Here is an 18399-nt window from a genome sequence, read left to right as displayed (position 1 = left end):
CGTCATTCATTGGCTCCGTTGTCCGTCGCTTGCGCGGCAGAACGTGTCGATGATCGCGGTGTACGCGGCGGGTGCTTCGATGTAGCCGGCGTGCCCGGCGCGCGGCACGACCTGCAGTTTGTTGCCGGCGGCGAGAGCAAGTCGCTCGCAGGCTTCGGGGGGCGTAATGGTGTCGTCTGCGCCGACCGCGACGCTGATACGGCCTCTGTAGCGCGCGAGATCGCTTGCGAGATCGGCGTTGGCGAGCAGATGCGTCGCTTGCGCGTAGCCGTGGGGAATCACGCGCGACATGTTCCAGCGCACCCATGCGCGGGCTTCGTCGCTTGCGTGGGTGGACACCATATTGGTGCTGCGTTTTTCGGCGAGGCCTTGCGGGCCGAGTTCTTTCAGCATGGCCAGACGTTGATCGCGTTTTGTTTCGCGCACTTCGGCCGCGGAAGCGCCGTAGCCGCCAGCCGGCGACAACAACAGCAAACCGGCCACGCGCTGCGGATTCGCCACAGCAAATGCACCGGCGATGATCGCGCCAAGCGAATGACCCATCAGCACGCAGCGTTCAATGCCGAGCGCGTCGAGCCATTCCTTCAATACTGTTGCGTAGTCGCCTGCTGCGGGGGAATCGGCTTCTACGGGTGTTGATGCGCCGTATCCCGGCGCATCCCACGCCAGCACACGGCGCGTCTCACTCAGCACTTCAAACTGCTGCACCCACGAAGCCGCGCCCGAACCGATACCGTGAAGCAGCACCAAAGGCAGCGCTTCGCTTTCTGCGCTATCCACGTCGCGATAGCTCACCGCGCGTTGCGATGCCAGCCAGATCTGCTGTGCCGGAAAGCGTGCAAGGCGCGCTTCGAACGTAGCGTTCTGATCGACGGTAGCGGACGGGACTGCGGGCATGATTTCCTTCGTGGGTGTTTTTAAAGCAATGCCGGTGTTTAAAGGCTTAGCGCTTGAGCCTGGCCAACGGCGAATCCGGCGGATACGTCGGCGTGATCGGCTTGGCCGCACCAAGCATCACGCACATCAATGCGTCTTCTTCACCGATATTCACTTCCGTGCGATACACGCCTGGCGGCACCGAAATCAGATCGCGTTCACCGAGCACCGCTTCCCACGTTTCGCCGTCTTTCTCGCAGATCACTTTCATCTTGCCGCGCAGCACGAAGAAAATTTCTTCGACATCCATATGGATATGGCTCGGACCGATGTTGCCGGCCGGGATCACCATCGTCGAAAACGTGAAGCCGCCTGCGGGCACCGTGTTCATGTCCTTCGTGACGCCCGTGCCGCCCGTGCCGACATAGCGCATTTGCGCGCGGCGATATTTCGGGTCGTAGTCGGCCTGGAACTTCAGCGCGTCCCAGTCATAACGACGCGTTTCCAGGCGCGCGACGCGGCTGTCCAACCATTGTGCAAAGCTCGCGTCCGCGGGTTGTTCCCACGATTTGCGTTCGATATCGGCGTCCGCCATCTCTTTCTCCTTTCGATTCGACAAGATCAATTCATCACGAAGCCGCCGTTGACCGGCAGTAACTGGCCGGTCACGAAGCGCGCGGCATCGGACAACAGGAACAGCACCGGCCCGGTGACGTCGTCGGGCACTTGTGCGCGCGTGAGCGCGCGGCCTTGCAGGTAATACTGGTGACGTTCGGCGGGCACGTAGGCGGTGGCCTCGACTTCGGTGAGGCCCGGGGCGATCGCGTTGACCGTCACTTGATGTGCGCCGAATTCACGCGCCAGCGAACGCGTCATCGAAATCACCGCGCCCTTGCTCGCGACATACGCGAGCAACTTCGGCGCGCCCCACATCGCCGTATCCGACGCAATGTTGACGATGCTGCCGCGGCCCGAATCACGCAAATGCGGCAATGCGGCGGTGCTCATCAGCCACGTGCCGCGCACGTTGACGTTCATCACGGCGTCCCACGTGTCGATCGACAACTCATCGGCGAACTTACCGCCCGAGTTGGTGATCGCCGCGTTGTTGATCAGCGCGTCCAGCCCGCCGAGTTGCGCCGCCGCCTGATCGGCGACCTGCTTGATGCTGACGGGGTCGGCGAGATCGAGCGGCAGATACGTCACTGCGTGGCCTTGCTCGACAAGCGACGCTGCGAGCGCCCGGCCTTCGTCATGCAACACATCGCCGAACACGACTTGCGCACCGGCTTGCACCAGCGAGCGAACGAACGCCGCGCCGAGGCCGCGCGCGCCGCCCGTCACGAGGACTCGCCTGCCTTGGAGTGCAGCCAATGCCGGGGACGCTTCGTTATGCATGGCTGTGGCCTGCTGCTTCGGTTTGCGCGGTGCCGGCTTGAGCGGCTTGAGCGTGATAGGCATCCAGCTCAGCGAAGTGCTGCTGCGCGCGCTGACGGAACATGCGGCGCACACGCGTCATGCCGACGTCGTGCTGATAGAGGAATTCGTGCTCGCGTGCATTCGGCGCCATGCTTTCGAGAACATAGCGGTCTTGTTCCAGCACGGCCCAGTGCAGACCTTCCAGACGGTTGCGATACATGAAGCGCCATGCGTCGCGCTGCCAGCCCGACACCTTGCGCGTGCGCCAGAAGTAAACCTGGCAGTTGTTTTCGTCGACCGGTGTAGCAAAGCCGATGATCCCGAAGTTGCCGCCCGGGCCGAACTTCTTCTTGTACGGAATCGCGAGGCGCATCCACAGCGCGCCTGTTTCGCCGAGCTCGACCCAGTCGAAGTTCACGTCGCGCTGGCCGACCTTTTCGAACATCAGACCGGTTTCGGTCTTGCGCACGCGCATGTCGGCCTGCTTGTCGCCTTCTGCCATCGAGTGCGAGGTCGCGTGCAGATACGCGCCGTGCATCGGGTCCATCACGTTGTCGATCGCGTACTGGTAATTGCACTTCCAGTTCGACATGCACAGAAAGTTCGCGTACTCGTCGCCCACCAGTTCTTCCGGCAGCACGAGCGGCGTGGGTTCTTTATGGGCGTCGTCGCCGAACCACAGGAAGATCGCACCGGCATGCTCTTCGACCGGATACGACTTCACGCACTTCTGGCCTTCCAGCGGGCAGTTCGAGACAGCGGGCACCTTTGTGACCGTGCCGCCGCCGTCGATTTCAATGCCGTGATACCAGCACGCAACGCTGCCGCCGAGGTTCCAGCCGAGCGACAAACGCGCGCCGCGGTGCGGGCAACGGTCTTCGAGCGCGCGGACTTTGCCTTCCTTGTCGCGCCACAGCACGATCTGATCGCCGAGGCGCGTGACGCCGACAGGCGCGTCGCCAACTTGCCAGCTCGGCGCAACGGGATACCAGTAATTGCGCAGGCCTCGGTTCAGATAAGACTGGATCGGGTCGGCCACGCCTTGAGTCGTTGTATTGGGGGACGTCATGAAGAGACTCCGGATGCGAAAGCGAAGAGACGTGTGCGGGAGAGCGCGCTTATTCAGCGAGCAGGCGGAATTCGGCGGCAAGGCGATCGGCGTTCCACGCATTGCCTTCCGGCGTGCGGAAGCCCACGCGGTTCAAACCGTCGACGACTTCCTGCAACTCATTCGCGCCGGCTTCGAAAACCTTTTCCAGCGCATCGCCGAAGTCGTTTTCGTATTGGGTCGGCTCAGCCTTGCGCGTTTGCCAGATGAAGTTTTCGGTCTCTCCCGGCTTTTCGATCACGCCCTTGCCGGCAACGTTGTTCGGCTGCGGCGCGAGCCACGGCTTCAGGAAGGGATTGAAGCTCACGATGTGTTCTGACATGTCATTCCACCTTGATCTGGATTTCTTCGCCGGCGAGACGTACCGAGTACATCTTCAGGTCGCGGCCACCCGGCTCTTTCAGGCATTTGCCGGTCGGGATATGGAACACAGCTTCGTGCAGCGGGCATTCGACGGTGTCACCGTCGACAAAGCCCTGCGTCAGCAGCGCGTACGCATGGGGGCAGACGTTTTCCAGCGCGTACAGCGCATCGCCCACCTTGTAGATGCCGATTTCGGTGCCGTCGAGTTTGAACTCGAGCGGCGCGTCTTCGGACAGGTCGCCAGCATGGCCGGCGCAGCGCCATTGTTCAGTCATTTCTCGCCTTCTCCTGAAGCTTTATGTTCCATATAAGGAACATCAGTTCGTGTATGGATAATTATAGGAGTGGCTTTGGCTCGAGAAAATAAAAATCTGAGCTGGTAGGGGAAAACACCGACTGTGGCGTTCGCAACACAGCTTTGCCTGAACTGACGTGAGCGGCTGTTTTAACTTGAGAGCCTTTCTGGGCTTGGGTTTTCCCATAATTTTCAGACAAATGCCGCAGCCCTCATGCGGGTTTGTACGGGGCCCGAAAATTTATTTTGACCACTTTCAGACTCACTATACTTTCCATAGGCGATACAGACGCCCATAGGTGGAACATAAAGCGGAGCAGTTTTGGCGCATAAACCCGAAGCTGCATTCAACCAAAGCAAGGATCAGGGACGACGAAATCGGCGCGAGCTATCCGTCGTGTGATCAGGAGAACCAACGGTGAAGCACATCATTGCGGCGGCCGGCTTGACGGCAATCTGCGCAACGACTGGCGCCTGGGCGCAAAGCAGCGTGACGCTATACGGCAGCCTGGATGCCGGTATTGCGTACATCAGCAATGCGGGTGGCCATTCGAAGTGGATCGAGGAACAGGGCAACATGCAGCCGGACCGCTGGGGCCTGAAGGGCGTCGAGGATCTGGGCGGTGGTCTTAAGACGGTTTTCCAACTGGAAAACGGCTTCTATACCAACACGGGGGCATTCGCCAAAGCGGGCACGCTGTTCAATCGCCAGGCGTTCGTGGGATTGAGTTCGGACCAGTTCGGCACGGTGACGCTCGGTCATCAAACGCCGTTCAGCTTCGACGTGCTGGGTCCGTTGAGCACGGCTTATCAGGCCGCGAGTTGGTACGCCTTCCACCCGGGCAACATCGACGAACTCGCCGACACCGGCGTGGTGCCGTTCGACAATTCGGTGAAGTTCCGCTCGGCGAGTTTCGGCGGTTTCTCGGTCGGCGCGATGATGGGCCTCGGCAACACGACCAACTTCTCGACCGGCAAGACGCTGAGCTTTGCGCTTAGCTATGCGAACGGTCCGTTCAAGGCTGGCGCGACCTATGCGAATGAGCACGACCGTACGCCGTCGATCGTGACGACGGGCATCACTAGCTTCCAGGGTGTCGCGGCGGTGAACTACACCGCGGCCAAAGTCGAGAATATGGGCGCGGGTGCGTCATACCAATTCGGCAAGCTGCTCGTGCACGGTTTGTACACGCGCGTGAAGCTGGAATCGTCTGGCCATTCGGACACGTATCAGAGCTACGACGTGGGCGCGAATTATCAGTTCACGCCGTTCAACAGCGTTGCCGGTGGCGCCGCGACCACGACGATGGCCGGCCATCGCTGGACGCAGTTCGAGATCGGCGATATCTACGCGCTGTCGAAATCGACGCAGTTGTACGTGAATGCGCTGTACGAGCGCGCGGGCTCGAATACGGACGCCGCATTCTTTACAGCGGGTGTGTCGAGCGGCCGGAACCAGACGATTTTCCTGACGGGCATCCACCACTCGTTCTGATGTCAATGATGCCGACGATGTAAAGCAAACGGCCCGGGTGCGAAAGCAGCCGGGCCGTTTGACATGAGCAGAAACAGCAAGAAAACCAGAATCAGTTCGCCGCAACCGATCTGCGGCGCGCTTGAGCCGCAGTCGGATCGTCGGGCCGCGGACGATAGCTGAGCCGTTCGGACAATTCGAGCGCCGCCTGGCAAACCGCGATGATGAGCGGTTCGCGTTCTTCCGCTTCGCCGATATCGGAACGGGGAATGGTGACCGTCAACGCTGCCGTGATCTTGCCGCTTTGGTCGCGCACCGGCGCACTCACTACCGAAATTCCCCGTTCAAAAGATGCTTCGCTCAACGCGTAGCCGAGCGCCGCGCTTTCGCGCACCCTTCCGTACAGTTCTTCGACGGTCGCCGGCGTGCGTTCAGTGAAGCGTTCGAGTTGCGGCTCGGGATACAACTGGCGCAATTCTTCGAAACTCAAATCGCCCATCAGCACCTGACCGTGCACCGTGGCATGCGCGGGCAAGCGCGTGCCGACATGCACCTTCACCGAACTGAACATTGGCTCATGGGTTTGCGCCTTGGCGACGAACACCACGTCACGCTGGTCGCGGATCAGCAGATGCGTGCTGAGGCCGGTCGCGTCGCGCAACCGTTCGAGAATCGGCGTGCCAACGTCGGTCAGTTCGAGCGAGCTCAGATATTCGAAACCGAGCCGCAGCACCGCGACGCTCAAACGGAAATAGCGGTCGCCGTTCACGCGCTCGAGAAAGCCTAAAGCTTCGAGCGTTTGCAGCAGACGAAATGTGGTGGTGCGCGGAATGCCGATGCGCTTCGACAATTCAGGCGCGCCCAGAATCGGCTCGCGCGCGCTGAATTCGGCGAGGATGCGAAGACCGCGCTCCAGCCCTGGCACGAGATAAGTCGATCCGCCGGTGCTCTCTTCATCAGTGGAATCGGGGGAATCGGCGCCGTCCGCCTGGGACAAGGGCGCATCGTCTCGCGGAGTCGAAACCGTCGCGCCGCGTGGCCTCGCGTGCTTGCGTCCCGTTCCTGTCTGCTCTTCTTTTGCCATCTTGGCTGCCGTCTTTGCCGTTGTCTCTGCTGTTCATCGGATACAGATCAGCATGATAGCGCGAAGCACACGGTGGTCATTTTCGTTTCGCGCGGTGCTATGCTTTGATGCGGTCCATCGCGCGAGGTCTCACTGCCGCGCTTTGGCTCGCGCCAGGCGTCCGGAGGCCACGTCCATGTCCGATTCCGTACAGATCCAGGTTGCCGACTCACATCTTTATCCGGGCTGCGCAGTGCAGATCGCGCACCTGCCCGAGCCGGCCCGCGCGGCGGCGGCGATAGTCGAATTCGCGGACGGCTCCGGCGCGCATGCCACCTGCCATCGACGGACTTTCGATGAACTCGAATTGACCGTTGACCGTTACGCTACACGGCGGCGTCATCCAGTGGACACCCGACATTGGCTTCTGTTCGCCGTCGACTCGACGCACAACAGTTGGCGCGTGAAGCGACGATTACCCTAGCCGTGCCGGAACCTTCCGGCCACCTCGATTTTGAACCCGGTGCCGCGCGCACGCCGCCCCGAGCGGTAGCTTTGTGGCTGTGAAGCGCCCGTCACGCAAACTCCGAGAGATACCGATGACAGACAACGACTCCACCCTGCCACCGAACCCCGACGACACCCCCGACGATCCTGAACGCCGCCGTGTCCTGACCGGACTCGCGGCGGTCGGTATCGGGCTGGCGCTAACCGGGTGCAAGACTGACCAAAGTACCGCGAGCGACATGGCGCCGCGCAGTGCCGCCGACATGCGGCTCGACGCCGCGTTACGCGACCAGGTCAAGCAGATCGTGGTGATCTATGCCGAGAACCGCAGCTTCGCGAATCTGTACGGCAACTTTCCCGGCGTCCAGCATCCGCTGGATGCGGTGAGCGCCGAGCGTTATCTGCAACTCGACCGCGACGGCAAGACGCCGCTGCCGCGCCTGCCGGCAATCTGGGGCGGCCTCGTGCCGCAAGCGCAGGAGGTGGACGGCAAGCGCTACATGATCGGTCAGAAGGATATCGCCAACCTGCGCAACGGCCCGTTCCATATTACCGACGCGCAAGGCGCACCGTTGCCGAACGGTGTGATCACGCGCGATCTCGTGCATCGCTTCTATCAGAATCAGATGCAGATCAACGCCGGGCGCAACAACCAGTTCGCCGCCTGGGGCGACTCCGGCGGCCTGGTGATGGGACACTACCGCAATTCCGCCGACACGCTGCGTCTGTGGAACCTCGCGCAGCAATACACGCTGTGCGACAACTTCTTCATGGCGGCTTTCGGCGGTTCGTGGCTGAACCACATCTTTCTGATCTCGGCGCAAGCGCCCTTCTATCCTGACATCCAGAACAGTCCGGCGAAGAAGATGGTCTCAGTGGTGGAAGGTGACGATCCGACCGGCGTGTGGCTGAAACAGGCGGCAGACTCGCCCGCGTCCGCCCTCGACGGTCCGCCGAAATTCGTCAACGACGGCGCGTTTACCGCCGACGGCTACGCCGTCAACACGATGGCGCCGCCCTACCAGCCGAGCAATGTGCGTCCGGCCGAAGGCGGTAATCCCGCACTCGCCGACCTGTCGAATCCGCGCGTGCTGCCGCCACAAAACTTCGCGACGATCGGTGACCGTTTGACGGACAAGGGCGTCGACTGGGCCTGGTACAGCGGTGCGTGGCAGTACGCGCTGGAGCATCAGGACACGGGTGCGGTACCTGACTTCCAGTATCACCACCAACCGTTCAACTACTTCACTAATTACGCGCCTGGCACGGCCGCGCGGCGCAAGTATCTGCGCGACGCGGGCCTCGGCGACGACGCCTCCACCAATCGTCTGATCGCCGATATCGATACGGGGCGGTTACCGGCGGTCACGTTCTACAAGCCGCAGGGCGACCTGAACATGCATGCGGGGTACGCGGACGTCGCATCGGGAGATCGTCACATCGCGAATGTGATCGACCACATTCAGCGCGGCCCGCAGTGGGCCAACACGGTCGTGGTCGTCACGGTCGACGAGAACGGCGGCTGGTGGGATCCGGTCTCGCCACCGAAGGGCGACCGCTGGGGGCCGGGGTCGCGGATTCCCGCGTTGGTGATTTCGCCGTTGGCGAAGAAGGGGTACGTCGATCACACGGTGTACGACACCAATTCGATTCTTCGCCTGATTAGCCGCGTGCATGGGCTGGCGCCGCTCGATGGGGTCGTTTTGCGAGATCGGGCTTTTGCGCAGAATGGTTTGGTGCCGCTTGGCGATCTGACCGGTACGCTGGATCTGGCCTGAGCCGCTTACCTATTGCGTTTGCCTATTGCGTCGGGGTGAGCAGCAGTGCATCAATCACTGCGCCACCCCGTGCAGCTTGGCAATTACTGCATCTGAGATCTGCTGCGCGGTCTTCTCGATCGTCTTCTTTTCGTCGCCGCTTGCCATCACGAACTTCGCCGCGATCACATACGGATTGAGTTTGATCACCGCGCCAGGCTTTCCCTTGCTATCGGCGTCTTCCACGGCCTGATAGAGCGGCGGCAAATCATCCGTCGCCAGGCTGTCGCACGACACTGCCACCTGGATGTCGTTCTGACCCGCACCAAAACCGACCATCGCACGTCTTAGACGATTGCCGTCGTCGACGCTCAGAAACACGCCTCGCACTTGCCAGCCCGTTGCGGGTAATGGCTGGGCGGGCGCAATACGGCGCGCGTCGACACCGCCTTTTTTCAGGTCCGCAGTCAGCGCGTCCGCCATCTCGTTCACGATGTCCTTAGCGTGGTCCTGCGGATTCTTGTCCTTGCCCATCGGTCCCGGACCACTCGGCAGCAGACCGCGCAGGCGGCGCACGCGTTGCCCCGGTCCGCTGTCGGGTGTCACGTTGGCCACGTCGAGGTCAAAGTCGGATACATAGACGATCGGCGCAGGCGCGGCGAAGGGGGGACTGTCCGCGGCTGCGCTGAGCGTCGATATCGCGCCGAGGCATCCCGCCACCATCGTGACTTGCAGCAATCGACGCAGCATGGCTCGCCTCCGCGAATGTCTTTCAGACGCGGCTATCGTACAGCCGTGTGCACCGCGCGTAGGTTTTTTCGTGCCCGATCTCCATACCTTTTTGCCTTGCATAACACGCGTCGCGACATAGACTGATAAGGCATTACTTCGCACTTTGTACGGAACTGCCATGCGCCTGACCATCCTCATCAACGGTTCCGATCCCACCGTCAGCCACGACTACGCTGTGTTATGGCTCGACACCGAAGAACATCGGTGGTCGAGGGAAGCGCATCAAGGGATCGATCTGCCCCCGTGGGGCGAGTTACACGACGACAATGGCGTGACCACCCTCTGTGCGCCGAGCACGGATGCGCCGCTGTGCACGTTGCGCGGATTGCATGTCGATCGCAAACAACGCGTGAGCGCGGCGCAAGGTGCCGCAGCGTGGACAGCCTTGCCGACACGCTCGCCGACCAGCGGTTTCTGGCGCTTGCAAGCTGTCGATCGCCAGAGTGTGCACGCCGAACACAGTGTTTTCGGCAATTAGGTTTCGGCGCTTTTCTCGTCGGTCGAAATTTCCACTCATCCAAACCGCGCCGCCTGCGCGCGGGTGGGTGGGTTTGTGTGCGCGCCCGACCGTCGACCCACATTTCCGCGCTCCGCATTTCGCGCGCTTAAGTCCGTCTTAAGTTTGCGTGCGTAGAGTTTGAATTCCACGCATTAGGGTCGCTGCAAAGCGGCCCGTTTTTTTTGTGCAGCGGTTTGTGCCGTGCTTCTTCGGCTTCGTCCGCTCGCTGCATTTTCATCACTGCGGGTACTGCGCAAAAACCGCTTCCTTCTCTCACGTTCTTCTACGTTCCACGTCGCTCGACACCGGCTCGCGACGCTATACTTGCGCCCCCGATCCTTCAACTGACTGACACATGAAGAAGTGGTTTGCCTGTCTGTTATTCGCGGCTGCTGCTCACGCGAGCGCGGCACCTTCCTGCACCCAGTTCACCCCGAATGCGCAATGGCCGGTTCTGACCAATCAGAAGATGGCGCCGAAAACGCGCATGCTTTGCTATAGCGATTTCGCGGTGCTGCATTCAGGTATCACGCATGGTCCCTTGTGGTCCGCGGAGCATCTGACGCGCGACCATATCGAAGCCGCCAAAGACATGGTGCGCACCAACAAGTTCTTCGAAGACGCGCGTTTGCCCGACGGCGAAGGCGCGACGCTCGCGGACTATAAACGCAGCGGCTTCGATCGCGGTCACATGAGTCCGGCAGGCAATCGCTGGAATCAGGAAGCGATGGCACAATCGTTTTCGCTGGCGAACGTCGTGCCGCAAAATCGCGAGAACAATCAGCGCTTGTGGGCGCGTATCGAAACGTCAGTGCGTAAGATCGCAATGTCGTACAACGATACCTATGTCATCACCGGGCCGATTTTCAGCGGCCAGCAATTGCAGACCATCGGACCAACACGCGTCTTCGTGCCGACGCAATTGTTCAAGGTGGTCTACGTGCCGTCCCGGCAGATGGCATTCGCGGTGGTGGTGGACAACGTCTCGACCAACCGCTACGACATCAGGACGATTCACGAACTCGAGACAGCGTCGGGCATCCATTTTCCGGGCATACCGGAGAACCTCAAAGATCAGCGACCGGGAGGACTAAAAGGTGTTTAAACCCTATTCGAACGATGACGACGTGCTCAACATCCAGGGCGATGCACTCACCGTCAGCAACGGCACCACACGCGTGGTGCTGAACGGAACGCTAGCGTTGACTCAGGACCAGCGTGGGTTGAAGGCGGCCCTGGCGCTGAAGGAAGCGATCGATGCGGTAGTGGCCGCGCTGCAGGCACAGACCAATCTGCCGGCGAAGGTGAAGGACGAGCCGGATGCAAAACCTGGCGTCGTGCAGAATCCGTTTCAATAGCGCATTCACACAATCGCCAAAGCGCGAAGGTATGGGATTTCCCCGTCGCCTTCGCGGGCGGGACGCGAAACCGCTTCGGGCTGATTCAGGACCCCGATATGTATCCGCCGTTACGTTTTGTCACCAGAGCATCGTCAACTGCTGTCTTCCCGCCAACGTTAAACCGGCAGCGCTGAAACATTTCAGCCGCGACACAAGAACAACCGGTTTAACCAGGAGTTACATCATGAAGACGCTTTTCGCTGCTCTCGCTTCCGCTCTCGTCGTATCGACCGCATTCGCACAAACCGCAGCACCGGCAGCCGCGCAACCGGCGCAAACGCAACCCGCCGGTCAAGCGAATCTGAAGGCGAGCACCGCCGTGCAAGCGGGCGCCACGAACGAAAGCACCGCCACGACGAAAGCGCCGACCAAGGCCGCTACGAAGGCGCACGTGAAAAAGGCTTCCGCCAGCCACACGGCAAAGACCCATAAGACCACCAAGAAGACTGCAGTAGATACAAGCGCAAGCAAGACAAAGACGGAGAGCGCGAAAGAGGCCAGCAATGCCCCGGCAAAAGCCGACGGCGCAAAGACCGACACGACGAAAACGCAATAACACGTGATCGGTATTCGGCATGCACCGGCCAGGCATCTGTAGTTAATCGAAGCCGAACTCTGCCGTTCAGGGAGGGCGAGTCTCACGACTCGCCTTTTTTTATGGGCGCATCGCATGGGTCTGGTTGAAGCTCATGCAAAGTCAAATTGCCAGCGCGGCTCATGATTCAAATCGAGCAACTCGTCTAGTCCCCGCGATTTTTTCAGCGGACACCCGAATTTTTGCACTGCGTTTACCCGTAGACGTCTAATCTCGAACTGTCTTGATCAACCATGGCGTCAACGAACGCCGCATCAAATGGCACTCACGCAATCAATCGACAACTTCGAAACGCAGCCGCTTAGCGCGCCGCCGGTCCAGCGCAACAATGTCATTCCCTTCCCCGCGGCCCGCGCCCGCTTGCAGATCACCCTGCCTCATCCCCCGCGCGACCTTCCTGGCACCCAGCTCCGCACACTGCTTCATTCGCCGCTCGGCGTGTATGTGGTCAGCACCGAGGCCGTGCGCGAAGAAGTGCGCGTGCAACTCGACATTGCGCTCGACGACCTCGACTTCACGTTGCATACGCTGATCTCGACACTCCCTGCAGCACTCATCGGACCATTGAAGCGCCGCCATGCCGTCGCAAAGGCGCGCTAATCATGTTCTCAGGAATCTGGTTGCCCATCGTCACCCCGTTTCGCAACGGTGAAGTCGATGTCGACGCGTTGCAGCGCCTCGCGGACTATTTTCTGCGCACAGAGATCAGCGGTTTTGTCGCCATGAGCACGACGGGCGAAGCCGCTTTGTTACAGGAATCCGAACGCCTCACCGTCTTGCAGGCGCTGACCGATGTGATCGGCTCGCGTCTGCCGATGCTGATCGGCGTCGGCGGCGCCAATACGCGCGACGTCCTGCACGATATTCAGCGCTATGAGCGCTGGGATTGCGCGGGCTATCTGGTGTCTCCTCCATCGTACGTATGCCCGGATCAGGCCGGCGTGCAATGGCATTTCGAACAGGCCGCACTCGCCACCGAACGCCCTATCGTTCTGTACGACGTGCCGCATCGAACCGGTGTGACGATCGCGCCTGATACGGTCACGCGTTTGGTCGAATACAGCAACATCGTCGCCATCAAGGAATGCGTGAAGGACCATTTCAGCAAGCTGCGCGGCCTGCCGATCAACGTGCTGTGCGGCACCGATGAAGCATTGGACGACTGTCTGCACAGCGGCGGCACCGGTGGCATTCTGGCGAGCGCACATGTTTGCGCGGACCTGCTGGTTGCCGTACAGGAATTGATCCGCGCCGATCGCGATCCGGACGAGCGCAATCTGTTCGCCAGCTTGCTGCCCGTGTTGCGTCTGCTGTTCGCCGCACCCAATCCGTCCGCGATCAAGGCGATGCTGGCATTCGATCATTCAATGACCGACGAAACGCGTATGCCGATCATGCGCGCTTCGGCACAACTCGTCGAGCGCCTGGGCACCGCGCGCGACAGGTTGCAGGATCTGCGCGCCGAGTTTGCCGGAGCGATGAGCTAAAGCGCTAAAGCGCTGGAGCAACAACAAGAGGGTCCGAGGAGGAATGCGCCGCGAATGAGTTCATCATTCGTGGCGCAAACTTGCGTCCAGGCGCTGCATCCGCAGCACGACGCGCTGCGCGTAACCGCGGCCGCCGCCGCTGTAGCGAACGAGCGCGGCATCGAGATCGCCACCGCTTTGATCGAGGTAGCCGCGCAAAATGGTCGAGCCGATCCGCACGTTGATTGCCGGATCGGATAAGTCGGTTGTGCCCGCAATCAATTGCGGATGCGCAGCGGGCAAGACCTGCATCAGCCCTCGCGCGCCTGCGATGCTGACCGCGTGGCGATCGAAACTCGACTCGACCGACATCACGGCAAGCAGCAATACCGGCGAGATGGCTTGACGCTCGGCTTCGATCAATACCGCGCGAGCGATCTTCATGGATTCCAATGGCGCAACGCGAAACTGCGCGCGCAGCATGGCGGTGATATCGCTGAGCGCCGGCAAGCCGGCGTCAGGCGCTGCGTCGCTCGCGACAGTTGGAGCGGCCAACGGCAACGCCGACTGCGCGTCGGCGGCCTGCGATGCCGCGGCGAGCGAGAAGACGATCGCCGCGAACATCACCTTCAGGCCGGCTTTGCGGCGAAGGTTTCGTTGTACCTGGGCACCATTCAGAGCGCTATTTTCATGCATAGATTCGCTTCCTGACCGGGGTACATCGACGTTACCGGGCTTGGTATAGCGAATCGCCAAAGAAATAGGGGTGCGCCGTAAAATGCTTATAAAGATGCAGCGGCGCGTGAGTGAACGTATAGGGGAGGCAGCGTCGCGCTTTGCGGGTAGATCGAGGCGATCAGTCCGCGGCCGGATTCGGATCGGCTAGCGCCCTGAGCTTTTGCGCGTCGGTGATTTCGATTTCCGCATAGCCCAGCTTTAACGCACCCTGCGTTTCGAACTGCTTGAGCACCTGATTGATCGTCTGCCGCGACAGAGCCAGCATCATCGCGAGGTCCTCCTGCGGCACTTTGAGTACGTGTCGCAATGCGCCGGGTTCGCCGTAGCCGCCTGCCATCAACAACAAGCGGCGCGCCACGCGCGGTGCGGCGGGCAGCAAGGCGGCTTCCTCAATCGCGTCGAAAGCGAGGCGCAGCTTTTGCGCCAACAGCAAACCGAAGACATGCCAATACTCGGGCTTGCGTTCGAGCAGCGCGGCAAGCGCGGCGCGCGGCACATGAAACAGCTCTGAATCACGTTCGGCATACGCGTCATGGGTTCGCGGGCGGTTATCGAACAACGCGATCTCGCCGAACCAGTTGACCGGCTCGATGACTGCGAGCAACGCCTCCTTGCCGGCCGAACTGGCCGCGCCGATTCTCACCAGACCGTCGAGCACACAATAGAGGCCGTCGTCGGAATCGCCGCGCGTGAACAGCCGTTCACCGGCCGCGAGGTGCTCGACGCGCCCTGCTTCGATCAGCGGCGCCCGCATGGCAGCGGGTGCCGAGCGAAACCACGCGCTGCGTTCAAGCCGCGCGGCAAGCTCATTGGATGAAAAACTCGCAGTCATAGAACGGTATCCGTGCCCGATTGTCGGCTACCCGATGGTTTCAAATTCCGCTGCCCGCGATTATGCTGGCTTTGATTGAGGAGCGGCATCCATGAGAACGCTGACGCAACAGCTTACGCAATACGCGGCCTACCATCGTGACCGGCGCAATATCGCCACGCATTTCATCGGCATTCCGATGATCGTGCTGGCGCTGGCGGTGTTGTTGAGCCGGCCTGCTTTCAACGTCGGCGCGCTGCCATTTGCGTTGCCGCCCGCGTGGGTGTTGTTCGCCGCAGCCACCGTCTATTACCTCGTGCTCGACGTGCCGCTCGGCGTGATGATGGCAGTCGTATCGGTGCTATGCGTCGCGTGCGGGAAGTGGCTCGCCGCGCAAACCACCCTCACCTGGCTCGCCTCCGGCATCGGACTCTTCGTGGTCGGCTGGGTGTTTCAGTTTATCGGCCATGTGGCATACGAACATCGCAAGCCGGCATTTGTCGACGATGTGATCGGTCTGCTGATCGGACCGCTCTTTGTCCTCGCTGAAGCGTTGTTCGGTTTTGGCTGGCGGCCGGCGCTGCGCGAAGCGATCGAAGCACAGGTCGGCGCAACGCGTATCAATGCGGATCGTGCAGCAGCGCATCGTTGAACCGCGGCATGTGATTCAGTGGCCGAAGCTCAACGCGGCGCAAACCGAACGAGCCGCACGCTATGCAAGGCCGTCAGCGCAACCGCCATCCAGATCGGAACATACGTGGCTAACTGTGCGGCGCTGAGCGTCTCGCCGAGCAGCGTGATCGAGACAAACACGAGCAACACCGGTTCGACATAGCCAAGAATGCCGAACAAGGCGACCGGCAATAAACGGCTCGCCTTTAGATACGAAGCCAGCGCAATGGTGCTGAGCGCACCGAGTCCCGGCAACAACAAGCACCACATGTCGATACGGCCGCCGATCATCGCCAACGAACCACCGATGATGATGAACACAGCCGCCGCGGGCAACAGCAACGCCATTTCGACCGTGAACATGGCGAGCGAATCCTGATTGATTTTGCGGCGCAGCACGAAATACGGCGGATAGCCGAGCGCGACGAGCAACGTGGGCCACGAAAAGGCACCCGTCATCCACAGTTCATGCACGACGCCCAACGCGGCGCAGATAACAGCAAGCCACTGCAGACCGTCGAGGCGCTCGTGATAGTAGAAGCGTCCCACCAGTACCATCACAAGCGGCAGCAGAAAATAGCCGAGCGAGACTTCGAGCATGCGCCCATGCAGCGGCGCCCACAGAAACACCCACAGTTGCGCGCCCAGCAAAGCCGCGCTGACAACCATCGCCGCGCCGAGCGTCGGCTCCGTCACCATGCGGTAAAGAAGTTGCCGGAGAATCGGCAGGCGTCTGCGCAACATGATCAGCAATAGCGCGCCGGGGACAGTCCACACAACTCGCCACGCGAAAATGTCGAGACCGCTCAACGGCGTAAGCAGCTTGGCGTAAGCCGACAGTAAAGCAAACATCGCCGACGCGCCAACCGACAACGCAATACCGCGCTTTGGGTCATACTGGTTCATTGCGCGGCCCGTGGCGCAATCGCTTTGACATGCAGTGCAGGTGCGCGAATGGATGCAGGTGCAGGTGTGTGCGGCGCAGCATACGGCTGCGCGCCTCGAGTTGTTGTCATTGGAAGTAAAGTCTCACAAGCAGGCAGTGCGGCGGGTAGTGCGTATCAAGCGCTGCGTTTTTATCTTCGATATGCGATGCAAGCCGGCATTCTAGACGGGTTTCCGAACAACGTGCCCGTACGTTCCTTGCAGTCAATAGCAATTTTTCCCGTGCGCATCGCGCGCCAATGCACTAGAACATAACTTCACGCGCGACAGGCAAATCCGCAGTTGCAACGCCGGCAACTTTCCGCGCAGTCGTGTAAGCGCGAATCTTGCTACGAAGTCTAGCGGCATCGTTTGCAACGTCATCTGAGACATCTTGGATATCCGTCGCAACCGTCATTTTCAACTGTTATCACAGCATCAATGAGCCGGGCCGGCATAGGCAGTCCATACGGACCGAGCCCGCCCTTCTTTCCCGCGGCATACAGCAACTGCGAGCAATTGCGCTCCGTTGCACCTGCCACCGCCCGGCCAGCAATCCCGCTCATCGAATGTGACTACTGGAGCCAGCATGACCCAGCCAGCCCTATCGCACGACGCATCGCCCGACCTACTCCGCGCCACCTTCGCCGCCGAAGTACGCGCCGGACTCACGCACGCGCCGCAAAAAGAGTTGCCGTCGAAGTATCTGTATGACGAAGTGGGTTCTGCGTTGTTTGAAGTGATCACCGTACTGCCCGAATACGGCGTGACACGCGCCGAGGAGCGTCTGCTCGCGAAGCACGCAGCGGACATCGTCGCGCATCTGCCGCACGACGTGACCGTCGCTGAACTGGGCAGCGGCAGCGGCCGCAAAACGCGGCGCATTCTGGAAGCGCTGTGTAAAAAGCGCCCCACTTCTTACTTCCCGATTGAAATTTCGCGCAGCGCGTTGCAGTTGTGCAGGCGCGAACTTGGTGACATCGAGCGGATTTCGATCGTCGGCTATGAACGCGATTACCTGGCCGGGCTCGCCGAGGTAAGCCAGGACCGTGCGGCGGACGAGCGCTTACTCGTCCTGTTTCTTGGCAGCACGATCGGCAATTTCGGCCGGCTCGCGGCGACGCGTTTTCTGCGCGATATCCGCAACATGCTTGCGCCCGGCGACGCGTTGCTGCTCGGCACGGATCTGATCAAGCCGACGCCGGTGCTGGTGGCCGCCTACGACGATTCGGTCGGCGTGACCGCGTCGTTCAATCTGAATCTGCTGGCACGTATCAATCGGGAACTCGACGGCGACTTTCCGCTCGATGCGTTCGAACACGTCGCGCGCTTCAATCCGGACGCGCGCAGCATCGAGATGCATTTGCGGGCGAAGCGCGATGTCACCGCGCATGTGGGCGCCGCGCAATTGACGGTCTCGCTCAAGGCAGGCGAAACGATCTGGACCGAGAGCAGCCACAAATATCGCGCGGACGAGGTCCCCGCGATCGCCGACGATGCGGGCTTCGTGTGCAGCCATCAATGGATCGAAGATGGATGGGGGTTCGCTGAGAGTTTGTTGGTGGCGCGCTAGGCGCAAAGCGTTATCGGCTGACTAAGCGGACAAACAGGACGCGCAAACTGCAAGGCGGCGCGCCATC

The 18399-nt window shown here is 60.9% G+C and carries 22 protein-coding genes; 11 read left to right on the top strand and 11 right to left on the bottom strand.

All coding sequences use genetic code 11. The annotated features are described in order from the left end of the window. Nucleotides 1-6 precede the first annotated feature (6 nt). Genes PQQ86_RS20030 through PQQ86_RS20005 form a run of 6 tightly spaced genes read right to left on the bottom strand, consistent with a single transcriptional unit; the run spans nucleotide 7 to nucleotide 4041 of the window. On the bottom strand, nucleotides 7-897 hold the full coding sequence (locus PQQ86_RS20030; protein ID WP_408270578.1) for an alpha/beta fold hydrolase: 891 nt from the start codon (nucleotides 895-897) through the stop codon (nucleotides 7-9). A 46-nt stretch (nucleotides 898-943) separates the two neighbouring features. Continuing rightward, the gene (locus PQQ86_RS20025) at nucleotides 944-1471 is read right to left on the bottom strand and encodes a cupin domain-containing protein (protein ID WP_408270576.1); all 528 of its coding nucleotides are present in this window, start codon (nucleotides 1469-1471) and stop codon (nucleotides 944-946) included. 26 nt (nucleotides 1472-1497) lie between these two features. Next, on the bottom strand, nucleotides 1498-2274 hold the full coding sequence (locus PQQ86_RS20020) for an SDR family oxidoreductase (RefSeq protein WP_408270573.1): 777 nt from the start codon (nucleotides 2272-2274) through the stop codon (nucleotides 1498-1500). After that, the gene (locus PQQ86_RS20015) at nucleotides 2267-3364 is read right to left on the bottom strand and encodes an aromatic ring-hydroxylating dioxygenase subunit alpha (RefSeq protein ID WP_408270570.1); all 1098 of its coding nucleotides are present in this window, start codon (nucleotides 3362-3364) and stop codon (nucleotides 2267-2269) included. Before PQQ86_RS20015 ends, PQQ86_RS20020 begins: the two co-directional genes overlap by 8 nt. A 49-nt stretch (nucleotides 3365-3413) precedes the next feature. Beyond that, nucleotides 3414-3725 (bottom strand): recombinase-like helix-turn-helix domain-containing protein, encoded by a 312-nt coding sequence (locus tag PQQ86_RS20010; RefSeq protein ID WP_200561120.1) that lies wholly within the window; start codon nucleotides 3723-3725, stop codon nucleotides 3414-3416. A gap of 1 nt (nucleotide 3726) precedes the next feature. After that, a complete protein-coding gene (locus tag PQQ86_RS20005) occupies nucleotides 3727-4041 on the bottom strand; it encodes a non-heme iron oxygenase ferredoxin subunit (protein ID WP_020068683.1) in 315 nt (104 codons plus the stop codon). Between the two features lie 438 nt (nucleotides 4042-4479). Here PQQ86_RS20005 and PQQ86_RS20000 point away from each other — a divergent pair, with 438 nt between their 5' ends. Then, the gene (locus PQQ86_RS20000) at nucleotides 4480-5556 is read left to right on the top strand and encodes a porin (RefSeq protein WP_408270567.1); all 1077 of its coding nucleotides are present in this window, start codon (nucleotides 4480-4482) and stop codon (nucleotides 5554-5556) included. A gap of 91 nt (nucleotides 5557-5647) precedes the next feature. On the opposite strand, the gene PQQ86_RS19995 is transcribed toward PQQ86_RS20000, so the two are convergent. After that, nucleotides 5648-6619, bottom strand: a complete 972-nt coding sequence (locus PQQ86_RS19995; RefSeq protein WP_408270564.1) for an IclR family transcriptional regulator — start codon at nucleotides 6617-6619, stop codon at nucleotides 5648-5650. A 175-nt stretch (nucleotides 6620-6794) separates the two neighbouring features. Here PQQ86_RS19995 and PQQ86_RS19990 point away from each other — a divergent pair, with 175 nt between their 5' ends. Both PQQ86_RS19990 and PQQ86_RS19985 read left to right on the top strand, forming a co-directional pair. After that, entirely contained in the window at nucleotides 6795-7082 is a 288-nt protein-coding gene (locus tag PQQ86_RS19990) for a hypothetical protein (RefSeq protein ID WP_408270560.1), read from the top strand. Nucleotides 7083-7197: 115 nt separating this feature from the next. Beyond that, nucleotides 7198-8883 (top strand): acid phosphatase, encoded by a 1686-nt coding sequence (locus tag PQQ86_RS19985; protein ID WP_408270557.1) that lies wholly within the window; start codon nucleotides 7198-7200, stop codon nucleotides 8881-8883. Between the two features lie 54 nt (nucleotides 8884-8937). On the opposite strand, the gene PQQ86_RS19980 is transcribed toward PQQ86_RS19985, so the two are convergent. Further along, the gene (locus PQQ86_RS19980; protein WP_408270554.1) at nucleotides 8938-9612 is read right to left on the bottom strand and encodes a DUF4410 domain-containing protein; all 675 of its coding nucleotides are present in this window, start codon (nucleotides 9610-9612) and stop codon (nucleotides 8938-8940) included. A gap of 160 nt (nucleotides 9613-9772) precedes the next feature. Here PQQ86_RS19980 and PQQ86_RS19975 point away from each other — a divergent pair, with 160 nt between their 5' ends. The 6 genes from PQQ86_RS19975 to PQQ86_RS19950 all read left to right on the top strand — a co-directional run bounded on the left by PQQ86_RS19975 (nucleotide 9773) and on the right by PQQ86_RS19950 (nucleotide 13635). Further along, nucleotides 9773-10132 carry a DUF3564 domain-containing protein gene (locus tag PQQ86_RS19975; protein ID WP_408270551.1) on the top strand — a complete coding sequence of 120 codons (360 nt, stop codon included), beginning with the start codon at nucleotides 9773-9775 and terminating at the stop codon, nucleotides 10130-10132. Between the two features lie 376 nt (nucleotides 10133-10508). Further along, nucleotides 10509-11258 (top strand): DNA/RNA non-specific endonuclease, encoded by a 750-nt coding sequence (locus tag PQQ86_RS19970; protein WP_408270548.1) that lies wholly within the window; start codon nucleotides 10509-10511, stop codon nucleotides 11256-11258. Continuing rightward, entirely contained in the window at nucleotides 11251-11511 is a 261-nt protein-coding gene (locus tag PQQ86_RS19965; protein WP_097394999.1) for a hypothetical protein, read from the top strand. The genes PQQ86_RS19970 and PQQ86_RS19965 overlap by 8 nt, the downstream gene beginning before the upstream one ends. Before the next feature lie 226 nt (nucleotides 11512-11737). Continuing rightward, a complete protein-coding gene (locus PQQ86_RS19960; protein WP_408270544.1) occupies nucleotides 11738-12109 on the top strand; it encodes a hypothetical protein in 372 nt (123 codons plus the stop codon). A 297-nt stretch (nucleotides 12110-12406) separates the two neighbouring features. Then, on the top strand, nucleotides 12407-12748 hold the full coding sequence (locus PQQ86_RS19955; RefSeq protein ID WP_408270541.1) for a hypothetical protein: 342 nt from the start codon (nucleotides 12407-12409) through the stop codon (nucleotides 12746-12748). A gap of 2 nt (nucleotides 12749-12750) precedes the next feature. After that, nucleotides 12751-13635, top strand: coding sequence for a 4-hydroxy-tetrahydrodipicolinate synthase family protein (locus PQQ86_RS19950; RefSeq protein ID WP_408270538.1), 885 nt, complete (start codon nucleotides 12751-12753; stop codon nucleotides 13633-13635). A 63-nt stretch (nucleotides 13636-13698) separates the two neighbouring features. On the opposite strand, the gene PQQ86_RS19945 is transcribed toward PQQ86_RS19950, so the two are convergent. Both PQQ86_RS19945 and PQQ86_RS19940 read right to left on the bottom strand, forming a co-directional pair. After that, nucleotides 13699-14310 carry a lytic transglycosylase domain-containing protein gene (locus PQQ86_RS19945; RefSeq protein ID WP_408270535.1) on the bottom strand — a complete coding sequence of 204 codons (612 nt, stop codon included), beginning with the start codon at nucleotides 14308-14310 and terminating at the stop codon, nucleotides 13699-13701. A gap of 160 nt (nucleotides 14311-14470) precedes the next feature. Beyond that, nucleotides 14471-15184 carry a Crp/Fnr family transcriptional regulator gene (locus PQQ86_RS19940; RefSeq protein WP_408270532.1) on the bottom strand — a complete coding sequence of 238 codons (714 nt, stop codon included), beginning with the start codon at nucleotides 15182-15184 and terminating at the stop codon, nucleotides 14471-14473. Between the two features lie 91 nt (nucleotides 15185-15275). On the opposite strand from PQQ86_RS19940, the gene PQQ86_RS19935 reads away from it, so the two are divergent. Continuing rightward, nucleotides 15276-15815 carry an Mpo1 family 2-hydroxy fatty acid dioxygenase gene (locus tag PQQ86_RS19935; RefSeq protein ID WP_408270530.1) on the top strand — a complete coding sequence of 180 codons (540 nt, stop codon included), beginning with the start codon at nucleotides 15276-15278 and terminating at the stop codon, nucleotides 15813-15815. 29 nt (nucleotides 15816-15844) lie between these two features. Here the strand turns inward: PQQ86_RS19935 and rarD are convergent, their stop codons facing one another. Continuing rightward, nucleotides 15845-16741 carry an EamA family transporter RarD gene (gene rarD / locus PQQ86_RS19930; protein WP_408270527.1) on the bottom strand — a complete coding sequence of 299 codons (897 nt, stop codon included), beginning with the start codon at nucleotides 16739-16741 and terminating at the stop codon, nucleotides 15845-15847. Between the two features lie 607 nt (nucleotides 16742-17348). Here rarD and egtD point away from each other — a divergent pair. Beyond that, nucleotides 17349-18332 (top strand): L-histidine N(alpha)-methyltransferase, encoded by a 984-nt coding sequence (egtD, locus tag PQQ86_RS19925; RefSeq protein WP_408270524.1) that lies wholly within the window; start codon nucleotides 17349-17351, stop codon nucleotides 18330-18332. The last annotated feature ends 67 nt before the right edge of the window (nucleotides 18333-18399 follow it).

This window comes from Paraburkholderia sediminicola (assembly GCF_046026675.1).
Classification (GTDB): domain Bacteria; phylum Pseudomonadota; class Gammaproteobacteria; order Burkholderiales; family Burkholderiaceae; genus Paraburkholderia; species Paraburkholderia sediminicola_F.
Note: the sequence above shows the minus strand (reverse complement) of the source record. Positions and strands in the feature narration are given on the sequence as shown.

Excerpts from the sequence above, each read along its gene's own strand:
- PQQ86_RS20030 (WP_408270578.1), bottom strand. The coding sequence starts at position 897 with ATGCCCGCAGTCCCGTCCGCTACCGTCGATCAGAACGCTACGTTCGAA.
- PQQ86_RS20025 (WP_408270576.1), bottom strand. The coding sequence starts at position 1,471 with ATGGCGGACGCCGATATCGAACGCAAATCGTGGGAACAACCCGCGGAC.
- PQQ86_RS20020 (WP_408270573.1), bottom strand. The coding sequence starts at position 2,274 with ATGCATAACGAAGCGTCCCCGGCATTGGCTGCACTCCAAGGCAGGCGA.
- PQQ86_RS20015 (WP_408270570.1), bottom strand. The coding sequence starts at position 3,364 with ATGACGTCCCCCAATACAACGACTCAAGGCGTGGCCGACCCGATCCAG.
- PQQ86_RS20010 (WP_200561120.1), bottom strand. The coding sequence starts at position 3,725 with ATGTCAGAACACATCGTGAGCTTCAATCCCTTCCTGAAGCCGTGGCTC.
- PQQ86_RS20005 (WP_020068683.1), bottom strand. The coding sequence starts at position 4,041 with ATGACTGAACAATGGCGCTGCGCCGGCCATGCTGGCGACCTGTCCGAA.
- PQQ86_RS19995 (WP_408270564.1), bottom strand. The coding sequence starts at position 6,619 with ATGGCAAAAGAAGAGCAGACAGGAACGGGACGCAAGCACGCGAGGCCA.
- PQQ86_RS19990 (WP_408270560.1), top strand. The coding sequence starts at position 6,795 with ATGTCCGATTCCGTACAGATCCAGGTTGCCGACTCACATCTTTATCCG.
- PQQ86_RS19985 (WP_408270557.1), top strand. The coding sequence starts at position 7,198 with ATGACAGACAACGACTCCACCCTGCCACCGAACCCCGACGACACCCCC.
- PQQ86_RS19980 (WP_408270554.1), bottom strand. The coding sequence starts at position 9,612 with ATGCTGCGTCGATTGCTGCAAGTCACGATGGTGGCGGGATGCCTCGGC.
- PQQ86_RS19975 (WP_408270551.1), top strand. The coding sequence starts at position 9,773 with ATGCGCCTGACCATCCTCATCAACGGTTCCGATCCCACCGTCAGCCAC.
- PQQ86_RS19970 (WP_408270548.1), top strand. The coding sequence starts at position 10,509 with ATGAAGAAGTGGTTTGCCTGTCTGTTATTCGCGGCTGCTGCTCACGCG.
- PQQ86_RS19960 (WP_408270544.1), top strand. The coding sequence starts at position 11,738 with ATGAAGACGCTTTTCGCTGCTCTCGCTTCCGCTCTCGTCGTATCGACC.
- PQQ86_RS19955 (WP_408270541.1), top strand. The coding sequence starts at position 12,407 with ATGGCACTCACGCAATCAATCGACAACTTCGAAACGCAGCCGCTTAGC.
- PQQ86_RS19950 (WP_408270538.1), top strand. The coding sequence starts at position 12,751 with ATGTTCTCAGGAATCTGGTTGCCCATCGTCACCCCGTTTCGCAACGGT.
- PQQ86_RS19945 (WP_408270535.1), bottom strand. The coding sequence starts at position 14,310 with ATGCATGAAAATAGCGCTCTGAATGGTGCCCAGGTACAACGAAACCTT.
- PQQ86_RS19940 (WP_408270532.1), bottom strand. The coding sequence starts at position 15,184 with ATGACTGCGAGTTTTTCATCCAATGAGCTTGCCGCGCGGCTTGAACGC.
- PQQ86_RS19935 (WP_408270530.1), top strand. The coding sequence starts at position 15,276 with ATGAGAACGCTGACGCAACAGCTTACGCAATACGCGGCCTACCATCGT.
- rarD (WP_408270527.1), bottom strand. The coding sequence starts at position 16,741 with ATGAACCAGTATGACCCAAAGCGCGGTATTGCGTTGTCGGTTGGCGCG.
- egtD (WP_408270524.1), top strand. The coding sequence starts at position 17,349 with ATGACCCAGCCAGCCCTATCGCACGACGCATCGCCCGACCTACTCCGC.